Annotated in this window: 23 protein-coding genes and 1 pseudogene; 14 read left to right on the top strand and 10 right to left on the bottom strand. The window is 67.9% G+C overall.

What is annotated here, in order from left to right; translation table 11 throughout:
- Positions 1 to 16: 16 nt before the first annotated feature.
- Positions 17 to 544: pseudogene (locus tag B9H04_RS09885) on the top strand (transcriptional regulator TbsP domain-containing protein); the annotation flags it as partial.
- 42 nt (positions 545 to 586) lie between these two features.
- Here the strand turns inward: B9H04_RS09885 and B9H04_RS09890 are convergent.
- Positions 587 to 2107, bottom strand: coding sequence for an aldehyde dehydrogenase family protein (locus B9H04_RS09890; protein ID WP_049929894.1), 1521 nt, complete (start codon positions 2105 to 2107; stop codon positions 587 to 589).
- 89 nt (positions 2108 to 2196) lie between these two features.
- Between B9H04_RS09890 and B9H04_RS09895 the strand changes: the two genes are divergently transcribed.
- Positions 2197 to 2934 carry a helix-turn-helix domain-containing protein gene (locus tag B9H04_RS09895; protein ID WP_085682663.1) on the top strand — a complete coding sequence of 246 codons (738 nt, stop codon included), beginning with the start codon at positions 2197 to 2199 and terminating at the stop codon, positions 2932 to 2934.
- A 517-nt stretch (positions 2935 to 3451) separates the two neighbouring features.
- On the opposite strand, the gene B9H04_RS09900 is transcribed toward B9H04_RS09895, so the two are convergent.
- Positions 3452 to 4318, bottom strand: coding sequence for a proline dehydrogenase family protein (locus tag B9H04_RS09900; RefSeq protein ID WP_085682664.1), 867 nt, complete (start codon positions 4316 to 4318; stop codon positions 3452 to 3454).
- A gap of 181 nt (positions 4319 to 4499) precedes the next feature.
- Here B9H04_RS09900 and B9H04_RS09905 point away from each other — a divergent pair, with 181 nt between their 5' ends.
- Genes B9H04_RS09905 through B9H04_RS09925 form a run of 5 tightly spaced genes read left to right on the top strand, consistent with a single transcriptional unit; the run spans position 4500 to position 9478 of the window.
- Positions 4500 to 5789, top strand: a complete 1290-nt coding sequence (locus B9H04_RS09905) for an ABC transporter substrate-binding protein (protein WP_049929898.1) — start codon at positions 4500 to 4502, stop codon at positions 5787 to 5789.
- Positions 5790 to 5798: 9 nt separating this feature from the next.
- A complete protein-coding gene (locus tag B9H04_RS09910) occupies positions 5799 to 6758 on the top strand; it encodes a branched-chain amino acid ABC transporter permease (RefSeq protein WP_049929899.1) in 960 nt (319 codons plus the stop codon).
- Entirely contained in the window at positions 6755 to 7936 is a 1182-nt protein-coding gene (locus B9H04_RS09915) for a branched-chain amino acid ABC transporter permease (RefSeq protein WP_049929900.1), read from the top strand. Before B9H04_RS09910 ends, B9H04_RS09915 begins: the two co-directional genes overlap by 4 nt.
- Positions 7929 to 8717 (top strand): ABC transporter ATP-binding protein, encoded by a 789-nt coding sequence (locus tag B9H04_RS09920; RefSeq protein ID WP_049929902.1) that lies wholly within the window; start codon positions 7929 to 7931, stop codon positions 8715 to 8717. The genes B9H04_RS09915 and B9H04_RS09920 overlap by 8 nt, the downstream gene beginning before the upstream one ends.
- A gap of 8 nt (positions 8718 to 8725) precedes the next feature.
- On the top strand, positions 8726 to 9478 hold the full coding sequence (locus B9H04_RS09925) for an ABC transporter ATP-binding protein (RefSeq protein ID WP_085682668.1): 753 nt from the start codon (positions 8726 to 8728) through the stop codon (positions 9476 to 9478).
- Positions 9479 to 9509: 31 nt separating this feature from the next.
- Here the strand turns inward: B9H04_RS09925 and B9H04_RS09930 are convergent, their stop codons facing one another.
- Positions 9510 to 10307, bottom strand: coding sequence for an RIO1 family regulatory kinase/ATPase domain-containing protein (locus B9H04_RS09930; protein WP_049929903.1), 798 nt, complete (start codon positions 10305 to 10307; stop codon positions 9510 to 9512).
- 145 nt (positions 10308 to 10452) lie between these two features.
- Here B9H04_RS09930 and B9H04_RS09935 point away from each other — a divergent pair, with 145 nt between their 5' ends.
- Positions 10453 to 11601: an acyl-CoA dehydrogenase family protein gene (locus tag B9H04_RS09935; protein ID WP_049929904.1), complete on the top strand. Its 1149-nt coding sequence runs from the start codon at positions 10453 to 10455 to the stop codon at positions 11599 to 11601.
- Between the two features lie 43 nt (positions 11602 to 11644).
- Here the strand turns inward: B9H04_RS09935 and B9H04_RS09940 are convergent, their stop codons facing one another.
- Entirely contained in the window at positions 11645 to 12235 is a 591-nt protein-coding gene (locus B9H04_RS09940) for a hypothetical protein (RefSeq protein ID WP_049929905.1), read from the bottom strand.
- A gap of 147 nt (positions 12236 to 12382) precedes the next feature.
- Between B9H04_RS09940 and B9H04_RS09945 the strand changes: the two genes are divergently transcribed.
- Positions 12383 to 12901, top strand: coding sequence for a halocyanin domain-containing protein (locus tag B9H04_RS09945; RefSeq protein ID WP_049929906.1), 519 nt, complete (start codon positions 12383 to 12385; stop codon positions 12899 to 12901).
- Between the two features lie 57 nt (positions 12902 to 12958).
- Here B9H04_RS09945 and B9H04_RS09950 read toward each other — a convergent pair whose 3' ends face one another.
- Positions 12959 to 13477, bottom strand: coding sequence for a hypothetical protein (locus tag B9H04_RS09950; RefSeq protein WP_049929907.1), 519 nt, complete (start codon positions 13475 to 13477; stop codon positions 12959 to 12961).
- Between the two features lie 155 nt (positions 13478 to 13632).
- Between B9H04_RS09950 and B9H04_RS09955 the strand changes: the two genes are divergently transcribed.
- The 3 genes from B9H04_RS09955 (at position 13633) to B9H04_RS09965 (ending at position 15554) form a co-directional block, all read left to right on the top strand.
- Entirely contained in the window at positions 13633 to 13908 is a 276-nt protein-coding gene (locus B9H04_RS09955) for a cytochrome C oxidase subunit IV family protein (RefSeq protein ID WP_049929908.1), read from the top strand.
- 165 nt (positions 13909 to 14073) lie between these two features.
- Entirely contained in the window at positions 14074 to 14733 is a 660-nt protein-coding gene (gene tenA / locus B9H04_RS09960; RefSeq protein ID WP_049929910.1) for a thiaminase II, read from the top strand.
- A gap of 71 nt (positions 14734 to 14804) precedes the next feature.
- Positions 14805 to 15554 carry a GNAT family N-acetyltransferase gene (locus tag B9H04_RS09965; RefSeq protein ID WP_049929911.1) on the top strand — a complete coding sequence of 250 codons (750 nt, stop codon included), beginning with the start codon at positions 14805 to 14807 and terminating at the stop codon, positions 15552 to 15554.
- A 52-nt stretch (positions 15555 to 15606) separates the two neighbouring features.
- Here B9H04_RS09965 and B9H04_RS09970 read toward each other — a convergent pair whose 3' ends face one another.
- Entirely contained in the window at positions 15607 to 16599 is a 993-nt protein-coding gene (locus tag B9H04_RS09970) for an NAD-dependent epimerase/dehydratase family protein (protein WP_049929912.1), read from the bottom strand.
- A 59-nt stretch (positions 16600 to 16658) separates the two neighbouring features.
- A complete protein-coding gene (locus tag B9H04_RS18680) occupies positions 16659 to 16799 on the bottom strand; it encodes a hypothetical protein (RefSeq protein ID WP_167373062.1) in 141 nt (46 codons plus the stop codon).
- Between the two features lie 79 nt (positions 16800 to 16878).
- Between B9H04_RS18680 and B9H04_RS09975 the strand changes: the two genes are divergently transcribed.
- Entirely contained in the window at positions 16879 to 17352 is a 474-nt protein-coding gene (locus tag B9H04_RS09975) for a DUF7575 domain-containing protein (RefSeq protein WP_049929913.1), read from the top strand.
- A gap of 36 nt (positions 17353 to 17388) precedes the next feature.
- Here the strand turns inward: B9H04_RS09975 and B9H04_RS09980 are convergent, their stop codons facing one another.
- The gene (locus B9H04_RS09980) at positions 17389 to 19887 is read right to left on the bottom strand and encodes a cbb3-type cytochrome c oxidase subunit I (protein ID WP_049929915.1); all 2499 of its coding nucleotides are present in this window, start codon (positions 19885 to 19887) and stop codon (positions 17389 to 17391) included.
- Positions 19884 to 20660 carry a cytochrome c oxidase subunit II gene (coxB, locus tag B9H04_RS09985; RefSeq protein ID WP_049929918.1) on the bottom strand — a complete coding sequence of 259 codons (777 nt, stop codon included), beginning with the start codon at positions 20658 to 20660 and terminating at the stop codon, positions 19884 to 19886. Before coxB ends, B9H04_RS09980 begins: the two co-directional genes overlap by 4 nt.
- Before the next feature lie 283 nt (positions 20661 to 20943).
- Between coxB and B9H04_RS09990 the strand changes: the two genes are divergently transcribed.
- Positions 20944 to 21366, top strand: coding sequence for a hypothetical protein (locus B9H04_RS09990; RefSeq protein ID WP_049929919.1), 423 nt, complete (start codon positions 20944 to 20946; stop codon positions 21364 to 21366).
- A gap of 43 nt (positions 21367 to 21409) precedes the next feature.
- On the opposite strand, the gene B9H04_RS09995 is transcribed toward B9H04_RS09990, so the two are convergent.
- Positions 21410 to 23908 carry an efflux RND transporter permease subunit gene (locus tag B9H04_RS09995; protein ID WP_085682665.1) on the bottom strand — a complete coding sequence of 833 codons (2499 nt, stop codon included), beginning with the start codon at positions 23906 to 23908 and terminating at the stop codon, positions 21410 to 21412.
- Between the last annotated feature and the right edge of the window lie 7 nt (positions 23909 to 23915).

Here is a 23915-nt window from a genome sequence, read left to right on the forward strand (position 1 = left end):
GTGAGTGGGGGCGAGGGGGAGGGGGGGGGGGACGGGGGGGGAGGCGCCCGGGGCGGGGAGTCGGTGGCACCGGATCGGCGACGACGCCACGCTCCGCAAGCGGTACGCGCCGCGGTTCGCGGCGGCCGAGCCGTACCGGCTCCGGACGCCGAGCCGACGGCGGGTGTACGAGGGGTTCGCGACGCGGTGTGACGAATCGGTCGCCGCGGCGGTGCTCCGCGCGCTCGATGCCGAGGTCGGCGCCGATTCGCGCGGAGCCGCGGGTCCAGACTCTGAGGAGACCCGCATCCGCGCCTACGCGGTGGGCGCCCGCGAAGGCGCCCTCGACCGCACCCTCCGGCGGGCCTGCGAGGACGCGGGTCTCGGGAGCCCCTCGACGTTCACGCGGATAAAACGGCTCCTGCGGGAGGCCGAGCTGATCGAGACCGTCTCCGAGCCGCAACCGGTCGGGCGCCCGCGCGAGCGGCTCGTGGCGCGCGGCGCGCTCGCGGCGGCGGAGACGGCGGAAGAGACGGTCGCGGCGGTTCGCGGCGTAACAGGGTGAGAAGCGTTCGGACGCCCGTCACCGGACGTCATTCCGGACGGATCAGTCGTCTTTCGTCTTGATGTCCGCCGAGAGGCCCTGCGCCATCTCGATCTCCTTCGAGTTGTTCAGGGTCCATGCGGTGCGGTCGGTGACGGCCTCGATCGCCTCCCGGGCGGAGGGGTAGCCGTTGCCGGACTTCTTCACGCCGCCGAAGGGGAGCTGGACCTCGGCGCCGATGCACGGGAGGTTGCCGTACGCCAGCCCCAGCTCGGCGCGGTCGCGGTAGTAGTTGATCTGTCGGTAGTCCTCGGAGATGATCGCGCCAGCCAGCCCGTAGTCGGTGTCGTTCTGGATCTCGACGGCCTCCTCGATGTCGCCGTCGTACTCCATGAGCGCGACGTGGGGTCCGAACACCTCCTCGTGAGTACACGTCAGGTCGGCGTGGGCGTCGGCCTCGTAGACGAACGGACCGACCCAGTAGCCGTCCTCGTGGCCGTCTGGGATCTCCTCGTCGTCGAGCTCGGTCCGGTCGACGAGCACGTTCACGCCCTCCTCGCGGGCCGCCTCGTTGTTTCGGGTGACCTTCTCGCGGTGTTCCTCCTCGATGAGCGGCCCCATGAAGGTGTCCTCGTCGAGGGGGTCGCCGACCGCGACCGACTCCGCGACCTCGACGAACCGCTCCTTGAACTCGTCGTACACGTCTGTGTGGACGATCAGGCGCTCGGAGGAGACGCAGCGCTGACCGGTCGTCTTGAACGAGGACATCACCGCGGAGTGGACCGCGACGTCGAGGTCCGCCTCCTCGGTGACCACGATCGCGTTCTTGCCGCCCATCTCGCAGGCGGCGCGCTTGCCGGCGACGCCGCCGAGCTTCTCTTGGATGTGGTGGCCGACCTCGGCCGAGCCGGTGAAGATGACGGTGTCGACGTCGTCGTTCTCGACGATCGCGTTGCCCGCGTCGCCGAACCCCTGTACCATGTTGAACACGCCGTCGGGGATGCCGGCGTCGTCGAACATCTCTGCGATGATCTGCGCGCACCACGGCGTCTGCTCGGCCGGCTTGAACACGACGGTGTTCCCCTCGACCAGCGCAATGGCCATGTGCCAGTAGGGGATCGCGACCGGGAAGTTCCACGGCGTGATACAGCCGGTGACGCCGCGCGGTTTCCGTCGCATGTACGCGTCCTTCGAGGGGATCTCCGAGGGGACGATGTCTCCCTTCGGATGCCGGGCGTCGCCAGCGGCCCACTCGACCATGTGCGCGGCCTCGACCACGTCCGCCTTCCCCTCGCTGATCTCTTTCCCGCACTCCTTGGTGACGATCTCCCCGAGCTCGTCGGTCCGGTCGCGGAGCTCGTGGTACACGTCCCAGAGGTACTCCGCGCGCTGGATCCGCGAGAGCTCGCGCCACTCCTCGAACGCCGCGTCCGCTGCGTCGGCCGCGCGGTCGACGTCCTCGGGGGTCCCCTGACGGAACTCTCCGAGCGTCTCTCCGGTCGCGGGGTTCTCGCTCTCGAAGGTCTCGGACCCGTCGCCGTCGACCCACTCGCCGTCGATGTAGTGCTGGTAGGGCTGCGCCATGTTCGAGACATCCGGTCGGCACGTCCAAATAACCCACCCTACCATGGTCGGTAAGGTCTTTGTGATGTAGTGCCAAACATGCGGTACCAATGGCGACAACCGAACCAGAAGGGGCGAGCGAGTGGGCCGGAACCCGGCTCACGCTCGACCTCTGGCATCCGAACTGCTGGGCGATCGAGGCGACGAAAAAGACCGGCGGCGGCGTCCTCGCACACGCGATCTACAACTCACCGATGGCCGAAAGCGACGCGCCGAACACGGTGAACGGCCTGTTCACGGCGTTCGGAGACACGAACGAGGAGGTCGAAGCGTTGCTCGACGCGATCCGCGAGTCCGACCGCGCGGGGAACCTCTTGGAGCTACAGGAGCGGTTCGGGCGCGCTCGGGACGCCCCGGGCAACGTCGTCCGCGAGTTCTTCTTGGAGTACGACCCGGGCGACATGGTGTGTCCGACGCTTTTGGAACACGGCTTCGTCCACAGCGCGCCGGTCCGGATCGAGGGCGGACGGGAGGAGTGGCAGGTGTGTTTCGTCGGCGAGCGCACCGAGATCCGGGAGTCGCTCGACGCGGTTCAGGCGGCGGCCGGCGCGGAGGTGACGGTGGAGTCGATGTCGTCGTCGGGCCACGCCGGGCGGACCCCCCGCGAGCAGCGGCTCGACACGCTGACCACGACACAGCGGAAGGTGTACGAACACGCCCGCGAAGCGGGCTACTACGAGTGGCCCCGAGAGGCGTCGACGCGCGAGCTCGCCGACGACATGGAGGTCTCGAAGACGACGCTGCTCGAACACCTGCGGAAGGCGGAGTCGAAGCTACTGGACCCGTGAACGGCAGTGTCGACTGCGGAGCGAGTGTTACAGCGCGTCGAGCGCGGTACGGTATTTAAATATCCGCGAGCGACAGCGCCGATTGGTTATGAATGAAGGCGGTGGCGCGTGCCTGCGAGCGGCCGCTATCGGCGGCCGCGAGTCAGCACGCGCGAGGGAGTCAGTCGCCGGAGCGAAGCGACGGCGACTGACGAGGTTGGGGAGGCGTGAGGCGCCGTGCGGTCGCGGTCGGGTAGGGACTCGAAGGGGCAGTCGCGAGGACGGCGCAGGTGACGTAAGGACCGCAAGGAGCGGGCGAAGCGAGCGACTGAGGACCGCAGCGAGCGTGCGCCGTCCTCGCGACTGGGGCCTTGGAACTGTTTGCCGCCGATCTGCTAGCGACCATTTATAACCGAGCGGCCGGGGATTTGGAGGCGTCCGTCGTCGGTCGTTCAATCGCTGATAAACGGCGGACGCAAAACTCACACGCCGATTGATAAGTCGTAGCGCCCGATCGCCGGTCTTTGCCCCGGTTCGTTCAGTTCCCGACGATCGCGCGCAGCGCGAACAGGGCGTTCGACTTGCGCTCCCGGATCCGCCGGTAGCAGTAGGAGAACCACTTGGAGCCGTACGGGATGTACTGGTAGACTTTCACGTCGTCTTCGGCCGCGAGTTCGAACTGCGCCGACTCCCGGACGCCGGTCAGCATCTGGACCTCGTAGGGGGTCCCGTGGTCGGCGTACAGCTGCTTCGCGTAGTCGATCATCGCGGGGTCGTGGCTCCCGACAGCGACGCCGTCGTCGAACGCCTCGAACATGTATGCGAGGCAGTCGCGGTACGACTCGTCGACGCGCGCCTTCTTCTTGTAGGAGATCTCGGCCGGCTCGTCGTACGCGCCCTTGACGAGTCGGACCTTCCCCGGGAGGTCGGCGAGCCGTTCGAGGTCCTCGCGGGTCCGCTTCAAGTTCGCCTGTACGCAGACGCCGACGTTGCCGTCCGTCTCGACGGCGTGCCGTTCGAACGCGTCGAGCGTCACGTCGGTGGTCTCGTGGTCCTCCATGTCGATCCAGACGAAGGTGCCCGTCCCGTCCGGCCCGGTCGCGGACGGCGCGTTAGCCGCCTCGACGATGCGCGCCAGGTTCTCTTCGAAGACGTCGTCGGCGATGTCGAGGCCGATCTGGCTCGATTTGACCGAGACGCAGGCGTCGACGCCGCGCTCCGCGATCGCCTCGACGAGGTCGACGTACGCGTTGGCGTCGGCGTCGGCGGGGGGCCGTTCCTCGTAGTGTTCGCCGAGCAGGTTCAGGATGCCGGCCACGCCGCGGTTGTTGAGCCCCTCGACGTGAGCGAGCGCCGCCTCCGGCGTCTCCCCGGCGACAAAGTTGCTCGCGATGGGCGGGATCATGCGATCACTGCGGATCCGGAGCGGTATATAATGGCACCCGACCAATTGTTCCGAAGACATATTCCTGTATAAAATTTTTTCAGTCCCACTACCAGCCGATTCATCGATCTGCCGCGCGCTCACCGACCATGGACGGGTCGGGGTTAAGGTAGCCGAATGTGCTCGGGACTATCGGAAACATATGTCACGGAATACCACGGGCATGACGGATCGGCGGACGCTGCTGAAACTGACCGGCGGTGCGGGACTCGTCGGACTGTCGGGCTGTCTCAGCACGACTGACGACGGCAGTGACGGCAGCGACGGCAGTGACGGCAGCGACGGCGGCGACGGCGGCGACGGCGGCGACTCGACCGAGGCCTACGAGATCGGGATGGTCGACTCCCAGACCGGGTCGCTGTCGGCGTTCGGCGAGCGGAACCAGCGCGGCGTCGACCTCGCCCTCTCGATGGTCAACGAGGTCGGCATTAACGGGCGAGACCTCGACATCGTCGTCGAGGACTCCGAGAGCGAGAACCAGGGCGGGATCGCTGCCGCCCAGAAGCTCGTCAATCAGGACGGCGTGCCGTTCCTGATCGGCGCGGTCGGCTCCGGCGTCTCGCTGGCCATCTACGAGAGCGTCATCGAAGGAACGGATGTCGTTCAGCTGAGCCAGAACTCCACCGGGCTCAACCTCACCGAGTTCCCGGGACTGCTCCGGATGTCGCCGTCGGGGCGGAGCCAGTCGCTCGCGCTCTCGAACCTCATCAGCGACGACGGCTACGACGAGGTTGCGATCACCTACGTCAACAACGACTACGGCCAGAGCCTCACGGACGCGTTCGTCGACGCGTACGAGGGCGAGGTCGTCTACAACACGCCGCACGATCAGGACCAGCAGTCGTACTCCAGCGTCATCTCGGAGATGAACAGCTCCGGCGCCGACGCGTGGCTGTTCATCACCTACCAGGCCGAGTTCGCGACGATGGTCAACGAGGTGTTCTCCTCGGGGTACGAGGCGCAGTTCTACGGCGCCGACTCCGTCTCCGGCGACAACGTGCTCGAGAACACCCCGGAGGGGAGCATCGAGGGGATGAAGATCGTCGTTCCGTCCGCGCCCGTCGAGGAGGAGAACTACCAGTCGTTCGCGGACACCTTCGAGTCGGAGTACGGCCGGCAGCCGACCTCGTGGGCGGCGTACGCGTACGACTGCGTGATCAACGCCGCCTTGGCGATCCAGGCCGCGGACGAGTTCACGGGGGCGGCGCTCCAGGACACCGTCCGGCGCGTCTCCGGGCCGGAGGGCGAGACGGTGACTTCGTTCGAGGCCGCGAGCGGGATCCTCGCGGACGGCGGCGGACCGGACGACGTCGACTACCAGGGGGTCAGCGGCCCCATCGACTTCGACGAGAACGGGGACCCGATCGGCTTTCTTCAGGTCCTGGAGGTCCAGGACCACGCGTACGAAGGCATCGACTTCATCGAAGGCTAATCCCGACCGATGACCGTCCTCGGATACCTGGCTAACGGATTGGTGTTCAGCAGCATCATCGTCCTCGGCAGCATCGGGCTGTCGCTGGTGTACAGCATCGCGGACTTCGCGAACTTCGCGCACGGCGACACGATGACGATCGGTGCGTACTCGGCGCTCGTGACCTTCGGCGCCGTCGGCGGGCTCGGCGGCGCGGTGTTGGGGCTCCCGTACGGCTTCTTCCTGGCCTTGGTCGTCGGGATCGCAGTCGCCGCGGTCGTGGCGGTCGCCACGGAGAAGCTCATCTACGAGCCGCTCGACGTCGACTCGATCGGCCTGCTGATCACGTCGATCGGGATTGCGTTCATCTACCGCGCGGTGATCCAGATCCGGTTCGGCTCCGACTTCACCCGGTTCGACGTCCGGCCGCTGCGGCCGATCGAGCCGCTGGTGCCGTACGGCGTCCGGATAACGCTCCACGACGTCGCGATATTCGGATCGGCGGTGGCGCTCGTCGTCGGGCTCCACGTCCTGCTCCAGTACACCGACCTCGGTCGGAAGATGCGCGCGATGGCGGACAACCCCGACCTCGCGCGGGTTAGCGGTATCCGGACGAAGCGGGTCAAGCTGTGGACGTGGGTCATCGGCGCCGGGCTCGCCGGCGCGGGCGGCGTGTTCCTCGGACTGTTCAATCAGCTCGCGCCCCGGATGGGCTTTAACCTCCTGTTGGTGATCTTCGCGGCGGTGATCCTCGGCGGGATAGGCTCCGTCTACGGCGCGATGGCGGGCGGGTTCCTCATCGGCATGATAAACCAGCTAACGCCGTTCTTCTCCAACGTGGTCGAGGCGCTACCGATCCGTCCGAACTGGCTCGCGACCGTGATCGAGAACATGATCACCATCGAGTACGCGAACGCGATTGCGTTCGTGATCATGGTCGTCGTGCTGTTGGTCCGGCCCAACGGGATCGCCGGGGAGGGCGCGACGTGAGCCTCCTCGACGACCCGAAAGCGGCGTTCGCAGACCTCTCCCGCCCGGAGGGGTGGGTGCTCGGCGTCAGCGTCGCGTTCGTACTGTTCCTCTTCGTCGCGATGCTCACCGGCGCGCTCGGTCCGACGTACTTCCTGTTCCTCGTCGGGCTGGCGGGGATGTACGCGCTGTTGTCCTTCGGGCTGAACGCCCAGTGGGGGTTCACGGGACTGATCAACTTCAGCGTCGCCGCGTTCTTCGGCATCGGCGCGTACGGCACCGCGCTGATGACCGCGAGCGGCTCGCCGATCGCCGGCGGATTCAGTCCGCTCGTCGGGCTCGCCGTCGCGCTCGTCGTCGCGCTCGCGCTCGCGCTGCTCATCGGCATCCCGACGCTCAGGCTCCGGGCCGACTACCTCGCCATCGCGTCGCTCGGGCTCGCGGAGGTCGTGCGGCTGATCGTGTTAAACGAGCGCTGGCTGACGAACGGGAGCGCGGGGCTGCGCGGCATCCCGGGCTTCTTCGACGGGTGGCCGGTGCTCTCGACGTTCCCGGAAGCGATGCCGGGGCTCCGGCTGGAGGTGATCCCCGGGTCGCCGGTGATCCTGGAGACGGCGTTCTGGCAGGCGTCGCTGAACGTCCTGTTGGTGCTCGCGTTCGCGGGCGCGGCGTACTTCGTCCTCCGGCGCGCACACCGATCGCCGTGGGGGCGCGTGCTGCGCACGATCCGCTCCGACGAGGACCTCGCGCGGGCGCTGGGCAAGAACACCTACTCGTTCAAGATGCAGTCGTTCGTCCTCGGGAGCCTGATAATGGCGCTTGCGGGCGTCTTCTACGCGCATCTGAACCTCTACGTCGGGCCGGGCGACTTGGACCCGATCACGACGTTCTACGCGTGGGTCGCGGTGATCTTGGGCGGCAGCGGCTCCAACCGTGGAGCGCTGTTCGGCGGGATCGTCATCGTCACGATCCGCGAGGGGACGCGCTTCCTGAACGACGTGGCGCTCCCGATCGACCCCGCGCCGTTGCGACTGCTGTTGATCGGCGTCGTCATCGTCGCCGTCATGCGCTACCGGCCGCAGGGGGTCCTCCCGCCGCAGCGGGAGCTGATCTGGCCGAGCGCGGTCGGCGGTGGCGGAACGCCCGAGACGCCGGACAGCGGCGTCCGCGAGCGGAAGGGAGGTGATGACGATGAGTGAGGGCGCGCTTCCGAAGGAGGACGCGGTCCTCCGCGTCGACGACCTCCAGAAGTCGTTCGGCGGGCTCGCGGCGACCGACCACGCGACGTTCGCGGTGGAGCGCGGAACCATCACCGGGCTCATCGGCCCGAACGGCGCCGGGAAGTCGACGCTTTTCAACCTCATCTCCGGCTTCTACGAGCCGGACGGCGGGACCGTGGAGGTGAACGGGACCGACGTGACCGGCATGGAGCCGTACCAAGTCGCGGAACACGGGCTCATCCGGACGTTCCAGACGCCCCGGAAGCTGGAGGGGATGACGGTCCGCGAGGCGATGCTGGTCGGCCCGCGGAAACAGCCCGGCGAGTCGTTCCTCACGCTTTTCACCTCGCCGGGGACGGTCGCGGAGAGCGAGTCGGCGAACCTCGCCGAGGCGGAGCGGATACTGGAGGACTTCGAGATCGACCACCTCGCGACCCAGCCCGCCACCGACATCTCCGGCGGCCAGATGAAGCTCGTCGAGCTCGCGCGGGCGATGCTCGCCGAGCCGGAGGTGCTGCTGCTCGACGAGCCGGTGGCGGGGGTGAACCCGACGCTGGCGAAGAAGCTCAAAGGCCAGATCCGGCGGCTCAACGAGCAGGGAACGACGTTCCTGCTCATCGAACACGACATGGAGTTCGTGATGGACCTGGCGGACCCGATCGTCGTCTTGGATCAGGGACACGTCCTGACGGAGGGGACGCCGGAGGGGGTCCGGAACGACGACCGCGTCATCGACGCGTACCTCGGAGGCGGAAGATGAGCGACGGTATGACAGACGACACGACCGGGGCCGCGGACGGGCCTCACGGCGGAACCGACCCCGTGCTCTCGCTGTCGGGCGTCGACAGCGGGTACGGCGAGGTGCAGGTGCTCGACGACTGCTCGGTCCGGCTCGACCCGGGCGAGATCGTCTGTCTCGTCGGGCCAAACGGCGCCGGGAAGTCGACGGTGCTCAAGACCGCGTTCGGGATGTTGACTCCGTGGACGGGGACCGTCGAGTACCACGGCCGCGACATCGGCGGGATGGCGCCCGAGGAGATCGTCCGCGAGGGGATCGGCTACGTCCCCCAGACCGACAACGTGTTCGGCTCGCTGACGATCGACGAGAACCTCCGGATGGGGGGCGTCGCCCGCGACGGGAGCCTCGAGGAAGTCATCGAGACGCTGTACGACCGGTTCCCGATCATCGACGAGAAGCGCGGCTCGAAGGCGAAGACGCTCTCCGGCGGCCAGCGTCAGGTGCTCGCGTTCGCCCGCGCGCTGGTGAGGGAGCCCGACGTGCTGCTCATCGACGAGCCGTCGGCGGGGCTCGCACCGAACACCGCCGACGACGTGTTCGAGGACGTCAAGGAGGTCAACGACATGGACACGGCGATCCTCATGGTCGAGCAGAACGTGACGAAGGGGCTCGGCATCTCCGACCGCGGCTACGTCCTCGACCAGGGGACCGTCCGGTTCGAGGGGACGCCGGAGGAGCTGTTGAACGACGAAGAGGTCTCGCAGCTGTACCTGGGCGGCTGAGTCTCCGGTCGGTCCGCTTTCTCGCGGCGTCTCACGCCGTGCGCTTCTCGAGCTCGCCCGTCAGCTCCGCGGCGTCGAAGTCGTGGTCGGGACGGATCGCGACGAAGTCGAGGAATCGGCGCGCCGCGAGCAGCTCGTCGGTCGAGTAGCTCGTCAGCGCGGCGGCGATCGCGTCGGCCGCGCCGAGGATCGGCTCCAGCGCCGCGAGCGCGCTCGCGAGGTCGTACGCGCGAGCGGCCTCGCGCCCGTCCTCGCTCACGCGGGTGGCGTCGATGACGTAGAGGTCGCCGTCGGCGACGAGGACGTTCTCGGCCCGGAGGTCGCCGTGCGCGAGCCCCGCGTCGTGGACGGTCCGCAGCGTCGAGAACAGCTCTGGCGCGAGCCGGGCGACGGCGTCGGCGTCGAGCTCGCCCAGCGTGCGGAACTCGGGGAGGTACTCCAACACCAGCACGCCGAGGTCGCCGACCTCGAACGCCTCGACCGGCTCCGGCGCGTTGACGCCGAGCTCGCGGACCCGGCGGGTCGCCTCCAGCTCGTGACGCGCCATCTCGTAGGGGGTCTCGTGGCGCTCGAAGAACCCCTCGGTGCCGGACGAGACCGCGCCGAGGTTCCGCCCGGTGGTGAACAGCGCGTGGACGAGCGTGTTCTGCCGGGTGATCACCTTCACGAAGAGGTCGTCGTCGACGACCATCGGCGTCGACAGCCAGTTGTCGGCGTCGAGAAACCGGACCCGGATCGTATCGCGGTCGTACCGGTCCGCCAGCTCGCGCGCGACGCGCTCGACGTCGGGCCAGTCGACGCGCCCCCGGACGAGCTCGCGGAACTCCATACCGACGGCACGCGGCGGCGCCTGATAAGTCGTCGGCTCGCGGCGGCGCCTGATAAGTCGTCGGCGCGGGGCGACACTGCCGACCCCGCCACAGTCCATCACGGTCGTTCGCATCGTTTATGCCCACGCGTCGCAATTCTTGCCCATGGACTTCGAGGTACCCGCCGAACACCGGATGATACGCGACACCGTCCGAGAGTTCTGCGAGGAGGAGATCGCGCCGATCGCCCAGGAGATCGAGGACGAACACCGCTTCCCCGAGGAGGTGTTCGAGTCGCTCGCGGACTTGGACATGATGGGGATTCCGGTCTCGGAGGAGTACGGCGGGCTCGGCGGCGACCAGCTGATGTACGCCCTGGTCACGGAGGAGCTCGGCCGCGTCTCCGGCGGGATCGGCCTCTCGTACGCCGCGCACACCTCTCTGGGCGCGAAGCCGATCGACCTGTTCGGCACCGACGAACAGAAGGAGGAGTGGCTCCGCCCGCTCGCTGAGGGCGAGGGGCTCGGCGCGTGGGCGCTCACGGAGCCCGGGAGCGGCTCGGACGCCTCCGACATGGACACGACCGCGGAGTACGACGCCGAGGCGGGCGAGTACGTGCTGAACGGCACCAAGCAGTTCATCACGAACGCGAACGTCGCGAACTCGGTCCTCGTGAAGGCGGTGACGGACCCCGAGGCCGGCTACGACGGCATCTCGACGTTCATCGTCGACCCCGAGAACGACGACGGGTTCGAGGTGACGACGGTCTGGGACAAGATGGGGCTCAACAGCTCGCCGACCTGCGAGATCAGCTTCGACGACGTGCGAATCCCGGAGGACCGGCTGCTCGGCGAGGAGGGCGAGGGGTGGACACAGACGATGAAGACGCTCGACGGCGGGCGCATCTCCATCGCCGCGCTCTCGGTCGGGCTTGCGCAGGGGGCCTACGAGGCCGCCAAGGAGTACTCCGGCGAACGCGAGCAGTTCGGCAAGCCGATATCGAAGTTCGACGCGGTCCGCGACAAGGTGGTCCACATGCACCGGCAGATCGAGCGCGCCCGACTCCTCACCCACCGGGCGGCGACGAAGTACGACGCCGGGGAGTCGGTCACCCGGGAGTCGGCGCTGGCGAAACTCGACGCCAGCGAGGCGGCCCGCGAGGTCGCCGAGGAGGCGGTCCAGACGCTCGGCGGCTACGGCTACACCACCGACTTCGCGCCGCAGCGCTTCTACCGCGACGCGAAGCTGATGGAGATCGGCGAGGGGACCAGCGAGATCCAGCACGTCGTCATCGGGCGCGAACTCGGCCTCTAGTCGGGCGAGTCGTCAGTCAGCGACGCCGGGCGCTCGGCGCGCCTCAGGGGAATTCGATCAGGTCGTCGTCGACGGCGCGCAGGCTCTCCGCGAGCCGCGAGCCTTCAGGGACCGCCCGCCGGAACGGCGCCGAGCCGAACGCCGCCTCGCCGTTGACGGAGACGAGCCCGAGGTCGACGGGGTCGCCGTCGAGTCCCGTTAGGAACGCGACGGTGCGGACCGCGGGCACGTCGCCCGCCCGCGCGTCCGGGTCGATGGAGCCGTACAGCGTGCGGTTCTCCGCGACGTGGTGGACGCAGGTCGGCGTCGGCGCGAAACACAGGAGGTAGCGCGCGCCCGGCTCGGTGCGACCGAGCTTGGGGCGGAGCGCGTGGCGTTCGTCGACGTGGAAGTACCGCTCCATCCGGCGGTACTGGCGCAGGATCTCGTTCGCGCCGGTGGCGCGGCGGACCGCGGCGTCGGCCTTGAGCTCGATCACGCGGTCGACCGGTTCGGGCGTTCGGGTTCGGACGAAGAGGTCGACGACCCCCTGCCGCCCGTCGGCGTCGTACGGCTCCTCGAGCCGGATCGCCGGCGACTCGACCGTCGCCTCGTAGTGTTCGACGAGCCGGGTCGCGAGCGCGTCCTCGCGCATGGCTCTCGCGAGGCGTCGGAGGGCGATAAGTCCGCCCTTCGCGGCGCGCTGCGACCGCCCGCCGACCGGAGTCATAGCCGCTCGGGAAATTCCTGCGAACCGGAAGCTATCACGGGGTTTGTAAGGCTTCGACCCCTACGAAAAGTGATGTCTGATAAACTGTCCAGACGGCGGTATCTCGCCGGAACCGGCGCCGCGTTGACCATCGGGACACTCGCGGGCTGCTCCGGAGGCGGTGACGGCTCCGACGGGTCGGACGGTTCCGACGGCTCCGGCGGAGGCGGCAGCGCCGTCGAGGACGTCCCGAGCGAGATAGACGAGTACCTGTCCGAGGCCCGGATGTACGAGGGCACCATCATGGACTTCACGGGACAGGACGAGGTGACCGTCGAGGTCGGCGCCGGCGACGTCGGGTTCGCCTTCTCGCCGGCGGCGATCCGCATCGACTCCAGCACGACCGTCGTCTGGGAGTGGACCGGCAACGGGGGCGCGCACAACGTGGCCTCGGTCGAGGGGTCCGAGTCCGACTTCAACAGCGGCGACTCCGTCTCCGAGGAGGGGCACACGTTCGAGCAGTCGTTCGACAACACGGGGATCCAGCTGTACCAGTGTACCCCCCACCAGGCGAACGGGATGCTCGGCGCCATCGAAGTCGTCGAAGCGTAAGCGGCCCACTTCGCGCGGTTCGAACGCCAGCGCGATTTTTTCACGCCTGCTCGGCGTTCACGAGAGGAACGACCAGCGCACGTCAACGATCCGGTCGCGTTCGCTGGTGACCGTGGGCCGCGCGAGGTGGTCGTTGGCGTTGGCGCCGGCCTCGGCGAGCCGCGACAGCGCCTCCTCCAGCGTGCGCTCCGAGCGCTCCACGCTGGCGTCGCGTTCGTAGGGGGCGTCGATCGGGTCCGCCGGCGAGTTCGAGATCGCGATCGCGTCGGTGAGGTCGCCGCCGATCGCGTGCGGCGGCTGGTGGAAGTGCCAGTCGCCGACCGTGAGGAAGAGCCACACGTCGCCGTTGATGGCGTGGTACTCGCCGGTGACGCCGTCGGCGTCGTACGCGACGACCCTAGAGAGGACGGCGGTTTTGAGCCGGTAGAGGGCGTCTTTCCGCGCCGAGCGGACGTTGCTCTCGGTCACGTCGCCGCGCTCGTAGGCGGCGGTGGCCTCGTCGGCGAACTGCTTCGCGACCTTGTTGACGACGTACAGCGATTCGAGCAGGTCGTCCGTCGGTTCGAGCGGAGTCACGAGGGGTACCGGTCGGGGCTGCGACCGGACGCAGATGGGGTCGTCGCGCTGATAGGCGTTTCGGGATCCGAGACGCCGAGACGGACCTCGCCGTCGCCGCAGCGGGTACCCCGGATGGTTAATTCTTTAAGCGCAGGGACGAAGGGGTGAGTAAGATGGCGCACGACTCCGTGAAAATGTATTCGGCGATATACGTCGCCCTCCTAGTCGCGGCGACGCTGAACTTCGCTCTCTTCGAGACGTCGTTCATCGAGTTCACCTACGCGCAGGCGCTCGGCGGCACGCTGGTGATCGCGACGGTCAAGACGCTGCTCATCGTCGCGTACTTCCAGCACCTGAAGTGGGAGAACCGCTCGCTGACCTACCTGATGGGGCTCGCGCTCGCGCTCACCATGCTGCTGATGGCGGCCGCGACGTACTCCATCTCGTAACGACTCGCGGCGTCTCTTTCTCGCTCGAACGCCTCCGAACCGTTTTCCCGGCACTTTCGCCGGGTTTTCGCTCGACCGAGCACGCTCCCGACGATGGTCTTTCTGCTGCCACCACCTAGTGGTATTAGTTAGTTATAACCCGCCGCAAGACGAGGGGCCGATGCGATGGGTTTCAGCGACCGACTCCTCGAGGCCGGATCAGAGATCTGGGACGCACAGAAGCGACACCCGTTCGTCGTTGAACTCGCGGAGGGTGAGCTCGACGAGGGCGCGTTCCGTCACTGGGTGAAACAGGACTACCGGTACCTGCTCGACTACGCGCGCGTCTTCGCGCTCGCCGGTACGAAGGCCGACGACGAGGAGACGACGCGGCGGCTGACGTCGACCGCGCACGCGACGCTGGACGACGAGATGGACCTCCACCGGTCGTTCGCCGCCGACTACGGGCTCTCCGTCGACGACCTCGACGCGGTCGAGAAGGCGCCGACCTGCGCCGCCTACACCGACTTCCTCGTCCGGACGGCCCACGAGGGGTCGATCGCGGAGATCGCGGCCGCGATCTACCCGTGCGGGCAGGGGTACCTCGACGTCGCCGACCACATGGCGAGCCTCGCGACCGAGACCCACCGGTACACGCCGTTCATCGAGAAGTACAACAGCGACGCGTTCCGCGAGACGGTCGCGTGGATGCGAGACCTCGTGGACCGGTACGGCGAGGCGTACCCGGGCGAGCGCGACGCGATGCGCGCGGCGTTCCTGCGGAGCGCCCGCCTCGAACACGCGTTCTGGGAGATGTGTTACACCCGGGAGACGTGGGAGGTCTGAGTCGAGGAGCAGTCGCGCCGACGGCGGGAACGCCGACCGAGTTTTTTGTAGCCGGAGCGTGATCCGTCCGCATGGACCTACGCGCCGCAACGGTCGAAGACGTCGACGCGGTCCGGTCGGTCGCCCGCGAGTCGCTCGTGGCGTCGTACGGACACGCCGTCGGCGAACAGCTGCTGGACGAGGCCGTCGAGGAGTGGTACGACGCCGACGACCTCGGGGACGACATCGACGACGACGACGCGGTGTTCCCGGTCGCCGCCGTCGACGGCGACGTGGTCGGGTTCGCGGAGAGCTACGTCGTCGGCCGCCGCGAGCGGGTCGGCGAGATCGACTGGCTCCACGTCCACCCCGACCACAGGGAGTCCGGCATCGGCTCCGCGCTCCTCGAACGGGTCGAGTCCGCGCTCCGGGATGCCGACGTGGACCGGATCGAGGCGCGCGTCCTCGCCGACAACGAGGCCGGCACGGCGTTCTACCAGCGAGAGGGGTACGAGCTCGCCGGCGAGCGCGACGTCGACATCGGCGGCGAGCCGTTCGCGGAACGGGAGTACCGGAAGCAGATCGGTCGCCTCACCGGCATCTCTGAGGCAATCTACGAGACGGACGACGGAGACCGGGTCCACGTCGCCTTCGACGAGAGCGAGCGCGGGTCGCTGGCGCCGTTCTACGTCGCCTACGTCGACGCGGACCACGAGCGCCGGTACGGCTACCTCTGCGGCAACTGCGAGGGAACGGACGTCGCGATCGACACGATGGACCGGATGGAGTGTCGCAACTGCGGCAACCGCCGGAAGCCGACGCGGTGGGACGCCGCGTACTGACACGCTCCGGCCCGCGGAGAACGTCGCTCCGCGCTACGCCGAGACCACTCTCTCAGAGCGTCTGTTTCACGCCGATGACCCGCTCCTCGGCCTCGCGGCCGGGGTCCCACTCGCTCCCGTCGCGGTCAGATTCGCGGTGCTCCTCCACGGTCCGTGCCATCGCTTCGTCGACCGGCGTCGACTCCCAGCCGAGGTCGGCGAGCGCGCAGGTGTCGAGCAGGTGCGGGTACTCGCGGTAGAGGACGAAGTCGTCGGCGTTGAGCCCGCCGGCCGCGAGCGCGTCGTCGCTCGCCGGGACGACCTCACAGTCGACGCCGGCGGCGTCGGCGATCGTCTCTAACGTCTCTCGTAGGGTGAGCGCGCGTCGGTCGCCGACGTTGTACGCCGCGCCCGGCTCGCCGCGCTCGGCGACGATCCGCAGCGCGCTCGCCACGTCCTCGACGTACGCCCGGTGCCAGAGGTTCTGTCCGTCGCCGGGGACGACCACGCGGTCGTGCGAGAGCACGCGGTCGATCCAGTAGTCGAGCCGCTCCGTGTAGTCGTGCGGCCCGTAGACGATACACGGGCGAACCACCGTCGCGGACACGCCGTCCTCGGCGGCCGCGAACACCGCGCGGTCGCCCTCGGCCTTCCGATTGCCGTACGTCTCGTGGGCGTCGTCGGTGGCCTGCGCGTCGGTACACGGCTCCAGCGGCGTCTCGCCCTCCCGCTTGGGGATCTCCTCGGCCGCGTAACTGGATCCCGACGAGATGTACACGTAGCCGTCGACGTCGGCGAAGATCTCGGTCGCGGCCTCCACGTCGGCCGGCTGATAGGCGACGCAGTCTATCACGACGTCCGGTTCGATCGACAGCTTCGCGGCGCGCAGCGCGGTCTCGTCTTTCCGATCCCCCTCGACGTGAGTCACGCGGTCGTCGTCCGCGAATGGGTTCTCGTGGTTCCCGCGGTTGAATATCGCGACCTCGTAGTCGTGTGCCAGCAGTTCCTCGACGGTGTGTCGCCCGATGAACCGCGTGCCGCCGACGACGAGCGCCGTGTCTGTCATACCCGAGATCCGATGAGCGAGGTAAAAAACGTGGCCGAACCGGAAGGCGACGGGCCGGCTCAGTCGTCGCCGCGGGGCCCGTCGCCGCGCCACCGGCGATACAGGAGGTACGCGACGCCGAGGCCGATCCCCCAAGTGCCGACGCCGAACACCGCGAACGCGACCCCCGAGAGGAACTCACCGAGCGGAACGCCGAACATACCCGGGTTCGGCGCGTCCGCCACATAAACGCTCCGAGAGAGGGGTAGGTTCTCGGGGCGGGAACCCGTACGGGCGCTCATGACAGACCACACGCGTCGGCGACCCTGGCTCGCCGCCCTGCTCGCGCTCGTCGTCTCCGGGCTCGGCCACGCATACCTCCGCCGGTGGGCCCGCGCGTTCGGCTGGTACGTCGCGGTCACCGCCGCGGTCTTCGTGTTCGTCCCCGAGGCGGCGATCTCCGGCGTGCTCGCCGGCGAGCCCCCGCCGGTTCGGGACGTGGCCCCCGCCGCCGCGGTCGTCGGCACGAGCGTCATCGACGCGTACGTCGTGGCGCTCCGCAACAACCGCGAACACGAGCGGGAACGCGACGCGGCCCGCTCGGCCGACGCCGCGGAGCCGACCGCCGGCGGAACGGTCGACGGCCCGGCCGCGCCGTCAACGGAGACGACGAGCGACGAGACCGTGCGCTGTCCGGAGTGTGGCAAGGAGACCGACCCGACCGTCGACTTCTGTCAGTGGTGCGCCGAGCCGCTCGGCGACGACGCTACGTGAGTGGACGAAAGGAAAAAGACCGGACCGCGACCGACCTCAGAAGAGGTAGAACAGCGGGAAGATGAACACCCAGACGATGTCCACGAAGTGCCAGTAGAGGCCGAAGTACTCGATCGGCCGCTCGTCGTCGAGGTAGTGACCCTGGTAGGCCCTGACGAACAGGAAGATGGCGATCACTAAGCCGAGCAGCACGTGGATCCCGTGGAGTCCGGTCGTGACGTAGTAGATCGACGCCTGAATCGGGTCGCCGTGGGCGTTCGCCGAGATCGTCACGCCGCGGTCGAATATCTCGTGGTTCCACTCCCACAGCTTGATGGCCATGAACGTGAACCCGAGCAGGATGGTCGTCCCGAGCGTCGCCAGCAGCCCCTGCCGGCTCTCGCGGCGGGCCGCGACCAGCGCGAGGATCACCGTGAACGAGGAGGTGATCAGCACGAAGGTGTTGATGAGCCCCGGCAGCGACTCGGTCAGCGGCGACCAAGTCATCCAGCCCGCGTTGTAGCGGACGAAGATGGCCGCCGAGAGGAACGCGCCGAAGACGATCACGTCGGAGGCCAAGAAGAACCACATCCCCAGCTTCACCTTCTCGACGCCGTTGAACGGCCAGCGCTCGGCGAACTCGGTCGGCGGGGCGTAGAAGTCTTCGAGTCCCCACTTCACGCCGGTGTAGAGGAGCCCGACGAGGCCGGCCACGATGGCGATCGGATACATCGCGTTGGAGATGACGACGTTGCTCTGCAGCGCCGTCTCACCCAGCTCCACGGTGACCGCTTCGGCGAAGCCGGAGAAGCCGAACAGCGTGACGCCGAGCGCGAGCGCGAGGGCGAACGGCCAGATGCTCGCGTGACTCGGGTGTTTGTCCCAGTAGGGGTACTCCGAGATGTGCGCCGAGTGACTGTCGCCGCCGTCGGTGGCGACGTCGCCGTTGTCGTCGGTCTTCATCGCGGGGCCGCCGTCCGGCACGTAGTCTTTCACGAACTCCAGTTTCCCGGAGGCGTACGACGGCCGGTTCGGCCAGTTCTCCAGCGGCGGGGGCGAGGAGACCGCCCACTCCGCCGTCCGCGAGTAGTCCCACGGGTTATCGCCCGCGGGCTCGCCGGAGACGTAGGACTTCGCGAAGTTGTAGAACATGATGAAGAACGAGAACCCGAGCACGAAGGCACCGATCGTCCCGAACTGGTGGTAGATCTGGAACTCGGGGTTGTACTCGAACACCCGGCGGGGGGTCTCCCAGCCGAGGAACATCGAGAAGTAGACGGCGTTGAAGCCGATGAAGAAGATCACGAAGTGGAGCTTCCCGAGGAACTCGTCGTACATCTTCCCCGTTATCTTCGGGAACCAGTAATAGGCCCCGCCGAACAGCGCCGTCGCGCCGCCGAACATCACGTAGTGGAAGTGCGCGACCACCCAGTAGGTGCCGCGGAACTCGTAGTCGAGCACGATGGCGCCGAGGAAGACGCCGGTGATCCCGCCGAGGATGAACAGTAGCAGCGCCCCGAACGCGAACAGGAACGGCGTCGTGAACTGGATCCGCCCCTTGATCAGCGTGTAGATCAGCGCGAAGACGACCAGGTCGAACGGCAAGGAGATGCCGATGGTCGTGGCCATCATCAGCGTCTTGATCTCCAGGTTGATCGTCGTCAGGAACATGTGGTGCATCCACACGAGGAACGACTGGACGGAGATCAGACAGATGGAGATGATCACCCACTTCCGGCCGACCAGGCGACGCCCGGAGAACGTCTGGAACAGCTCCAGCATGACGCCCAGCGCCGGGAAGAAGACGATGTACACCTCGGGGTGACCGAAGAACCAGAACAGGTGGCCCCACAGGAGGGACCCGCCTTCGGTCGCCGAGAAGTAGACGCTGCCGAGGACGCGGTCGGCCGCGAGGATGAGCCCGACCGCGAGCAGCGCGGCGAACGCGAACAGCATCATCCACACGGTCGCGAGCATCGACCAGGTGAACATCGGCATGTCCATGATCCCCATCCCCTCGGCGCGGGAGTGGTGGATGGAGGTGAGGAAGTTCACCGTCGACGTCGTCGTGCCGGTGACGAACATCGCGAGCGCGAGGACCGCGCCGGTCGACCCGATGCTCGGGGTGTACATCGGCACGTTGAGCGGGGCGTATATCGTCCACCCCGCAGAGAGGGTCCCGCCCTGGAAGAAGCTGACCGCGAGCAGGACGCCCGAGAACAGGTACAGCCAGTACGAGACGGCGTTCAGCCGCGGGAACGCGAGGTCGTCCGCCCCGATCTGAAGCGGCACGAAGTAGTTCGCAAACCCGAACGCGAACGGCGAGAGGAACCAGAACACCATTATCAGCCCGTGCGCGGTGACGGCCTCGTTGTACGCCAGTCCGGAGAGGATCTGGCTCGTCGGGTCCCACAGCTGGAGGCGGATGAGCAGCGCCATCACGCCGCCGAACAGCAGGAAGAACAGCGCGGTGATCGTGTACAGGATCCCGATGTCCTTGTGGTTGGTCGTGACGAGCCACCGCTTGACGGAGGTCGTCGGCGGGAGTCCGCTCATGCGCTCACCCCACTAGGCGCGGTGACGCCGGCTCCGGGCGCCTGAACGTTGGCGCTCGCGGAGCTGTTGCCGGTTCCCGCGTACCACTCCTCCCACTCGTCTTGCGGGAGGACCGTGATCTGGCTCTTCATCTGCGAGTGACCCGGGCCGCACAGTTCGAAGCACTCGACGCGGTAGGTCGCCTCCCCGCCTTGCGCCTCGACGTCCTCGGAGCTCACCGCGAACCACGTCTCGCTGTGATCTCCGGGGATCGCGTCGGACTTTATCCGTAAGTCCGACGAGCCGAAGTTGTGCCACACGTCCCTCGACGTGATGTTGAGGTCGATCCGCTGGTCGGCCGGCACGATCAGCTCACCCCGTTCCGTATGTCCGTTCGGGTACTCGTACGCCCACCCGTACTGGTAGCCTTCGACCATGATCTCGATGTCGCCCTCGTCGCCGGTGTCCGGTCCGTCCTCGACGTAGAGGAGCAGCCCGTACGCGTACACGACGAGGCTGATGACGACGATCGCGCTCAACCCGAACGAGAGGAAGAGCTTCTTCGCTTTCGGACCGCCCTGTCCCGTGGGGAGCTCGCCGACGACCGGCGCGTCGAACTCTTCGTCCGACCGGTTCCCGTCGTCGCGGTACTTGTACACGTTCCACAGCGTGTACGCCACGACGATGGTGCCGACGAGGGTGCCGAGCGCGAGGAAGACGAAGAAGATCTCGTCGAAGACCTCCGCCTGTGCGCGCCAGTCACTCCCCTGTTGTAGGATAACTGGATCTATCATGTTCGTCTGTCTGCCCTTGTACCTCCCTTGGCGATGGTACACTTATCTCTTGTGTAGCGGGCCGGGCGATCGGACGAGAGAGGCAGCGATTCAGGCACCCGAGCGGAGCCGGAGCCGCTCCGCCGACGAACCCGGCGACGGTCGAGCGGGACACGCAGCGAACGGCACGGGCGCACGTGTCGAAACGCGGGGAACTCGCGCGTCGAAGGGTATTTGTACGCGCGAACGGAGGCCCTAACAACGGATATCCATGACATCACTAACCCTCTTGAGTACGGGGCTGATGGGCCTCCTCGTCGTCGCCACCTTCGTCGCGGTCGCCGAGATCGGCGCGAAGCGAGCGGCGCCCGGTCGCGACGGCGGCGGCGGTAGCTACGAGGCGATCGTCGAGACGCTCGGCGACATCGCCCGGACGCCAGTCGTGTGGGCGATCTCGTTCGTGGGCGTCACCGTCCTCTTCGGCGGCAGCATCATCCTCGGCGTCGGGAGCTTCGGTATCCCAGAGGGGCTCGCCGGCACCCTAGTGAACGTCGCGTACCTGATCGTCGGGCTGCTCCTCGTTGGCTTCGTCTTCCTCGGCGCGTACTTCGCGACGCGGAGCCGCGGACTCGGAAACGCGCACGGCGTCGCCGCCGGCACCCTCGCGACCGGCGCCGCGTTCCTCGTCCTCGTCACGGTCCAGCTCCTCGTCGGCGTCGTCGGCTGATCGACGGGAAACGCGTTCTCCCCCCGGCGAAACCCTCCGACCGTCAGCGCCCGCTCTCGGCGCCGGAACCGCGGAGCCCGTCGTCGAGCCCGAGCCCGACGCGCGAGCCGTACCGGTCCCACACGACGACGAGGGACGGCACGAGCAGGATCGAACAGAGGTAGGCGTAGAACACGCCCAGCGCGAGCAGGACGCCGAAGTCGCGAAGCAGGGGGATCACCGCGAGCCACAAGACGCCAAGCCCGGAGACCGTGGTGAGCATGCTGCCTGTGAGCGCGCCGCCGGTCCCGGCGATGGTGACGTCGAGCGCCTCGTCGATCGGGAGCCCCTCTTGATACTCGTCGACGAACCGGTGGACGAAGTGGACGGTGTAGTCCACCCCGAGCCCGATCGACACCGAGAGGATGGGGGCGTTGATCGGCGTCAGCGGGATGACGAACAGCCGCATCGACCCGATGAGCAGCCCGACGGTGACGAGGACGGGAACGAGGTTCAGGAAGCCGTAGACGGCCTTCCCCTCCAAGTACGCGTACGACAGCGCCAAGAACAGCGCCGTGAGCCCGAAGGCGGCGAACAGGCTCCGGATCGCCGACTCGGTCAGCAGGTCGATCACGGCCTCGTTGACCACGAGGGAGCCGGTCGGCACCGCTTCGAGCGGCGTGCGCTCGGCGAGGTCGCGCACGTCGGCGACCGCCTCGGAGTCGTCGACGCCAGGTTTGATCGTGAAGTCGACGCGCGCGCTGCCGCGGTCGGCCGCCACGTATCCTCGGGCGCGGCTCTCCGCGGAGGAGTCCAAGAGCGCGTCGTACACCTCGTCGACGTTGCGGTCGGGCACGCCGTTCCCGAGGCGGTCGTTGCGCTCTACCAACGCCGCGAACTCGGGGTCACGCGACGCGCGGTCGTCGATCACGGTGACGACGCTCGTCGCCTGCGCGCGGCGCTCGTCGGTCGTCGCGAAGGTCTCCGGCGGGTTCCGCGCGGTCCGGTCGATCAGTTCTAGGGCGTCGTCGTCTCTCACCGACTGGTCGATGTACAGCGTCACCGACCCCACGAAGTCCTGTTCGAACTCCTCCTCGAACAGCGTCAGCACGTCGAGGAACGTGTAGTCGGTCGGCGCGAACGGCTCTGGCAGCTCCGCGTACGTCTCCAACCGGTCTTGATCCGGGAAGAAGGCCTCCTGCGAGAACTCCGTGTCCACGCCGGAGCCGTAGGCGCCGCCGGCGGCGCCGCCGAGGAGGAGGAGCACGACGACCGCGACCGGAGCGATCCGCGAGAGGTCGACGCCGACGCGGCGGACGCGCGCGATCCGCGAGCCGCCGGTGCCGAGCGCGCTCGCGCCGAACTCCGGGATCGGGAGCCCCTCGCGCCACCGGTCAGAGAACACCTTCGCGGCCGGGAGGAAGACGCCGAAGATGATCAGCGTGAACGTGATCCCGGCGGCCGCGACGATCCCGAAGTCGCGGTTGGGGTCGAACGGGCTCGCGACGTTGGAGACGAGCCCGAACACGGTGGTGATCGTCACCAGCAGGAAGGCGATGAGCAGCTGGTCGGTCGTGGTCCGCATCGACCGCTCGATCCCAGCCCCGGTCGCCCGCTCCTCGCGGTAGCGGTTGACGATGTGGATGCCGAAGTCGATCCCGACCGCGAGCAGGAGCGGAAACACCGTCACGAGCGAGTTGGAGAAGGGGATCCCGGCGTACCCCATGAACCCGAACGTCCACAGGAGCGACATGAGCAGTGCTGACAGCCCGATCGCCATGTCGAACGGGTCGCGGTACGAGAAGATCAGGAATCCGACGATCAGGATGAGCGCCGCCGGGAAGACGATGATCGCGGTGTCGGTCAACAGCGCGGTTATCTCGGACTGGAGGACGCCGTCGCCGAAGAGGATCGCGCTCTCGCCGGCGACGTTGCCCGGGACGGAGTCGACGACGTCGACGCTGCGGGTCTGGAGCTCCGTCACCCGCGCCGTCGTCGCCGACGCCGGAAGGTCGTACGTGATCCCCACGATCGCGGTGTCGGCCGCCTGCGCGGTGGGGTTGTAGTCGACGGACACCTGCGCCGCGATCGCGCCCGTCGCGTCGGCGTCGGCGATGGCGGCCCGCAGTTCGGCGGGCGTCGCCTCGGCCACGGCGTCGCGTCGCTCGGCCGCGCTCGCGGCGGTCGAGTCCAGCTGTCGGGCGACCGCGTCGGCGTGGCTCGACGTCGACGCGACCCGGAGCGTCGACCGCGACGCCAGCCGGTGTTGGGTCTCCAAGGTTCGTAGCAGCGCGTCGCGAGAGAGGACGTTGTCGTCGGAGACGATCACCTGCGCGGAGGTGGCGGAGCCGCCGATCGACGTCTCGAACTCCTCGTCGATGTCGTCGAGCGCCCGCTGTGCGGGGATGTCCTGCGTGAACTGGTCCGTGCCGGCGTTCGTCTCGATGCCGGTCAGACCGCCCGCGAACGCGGCGGTCACGAGGATGAAAACCGCGATGACCGCCAGCGGCCGCTCCGTGACGACGCGGTCGATCTCCTCGATCAGCCGGTCGACGGCGGTCACGGTCGCC

It is taken from the genome of Halorubrum ezzemoulense DSM 17463, from assembly GCF_002114285.1.
GTDB classification, from domain to species: Archaea; Halobacteriota; Halobacteria; order Halobacteriales; family Haloferacaceae; genus Halorubrum; species Halorubrum ezzemoulense.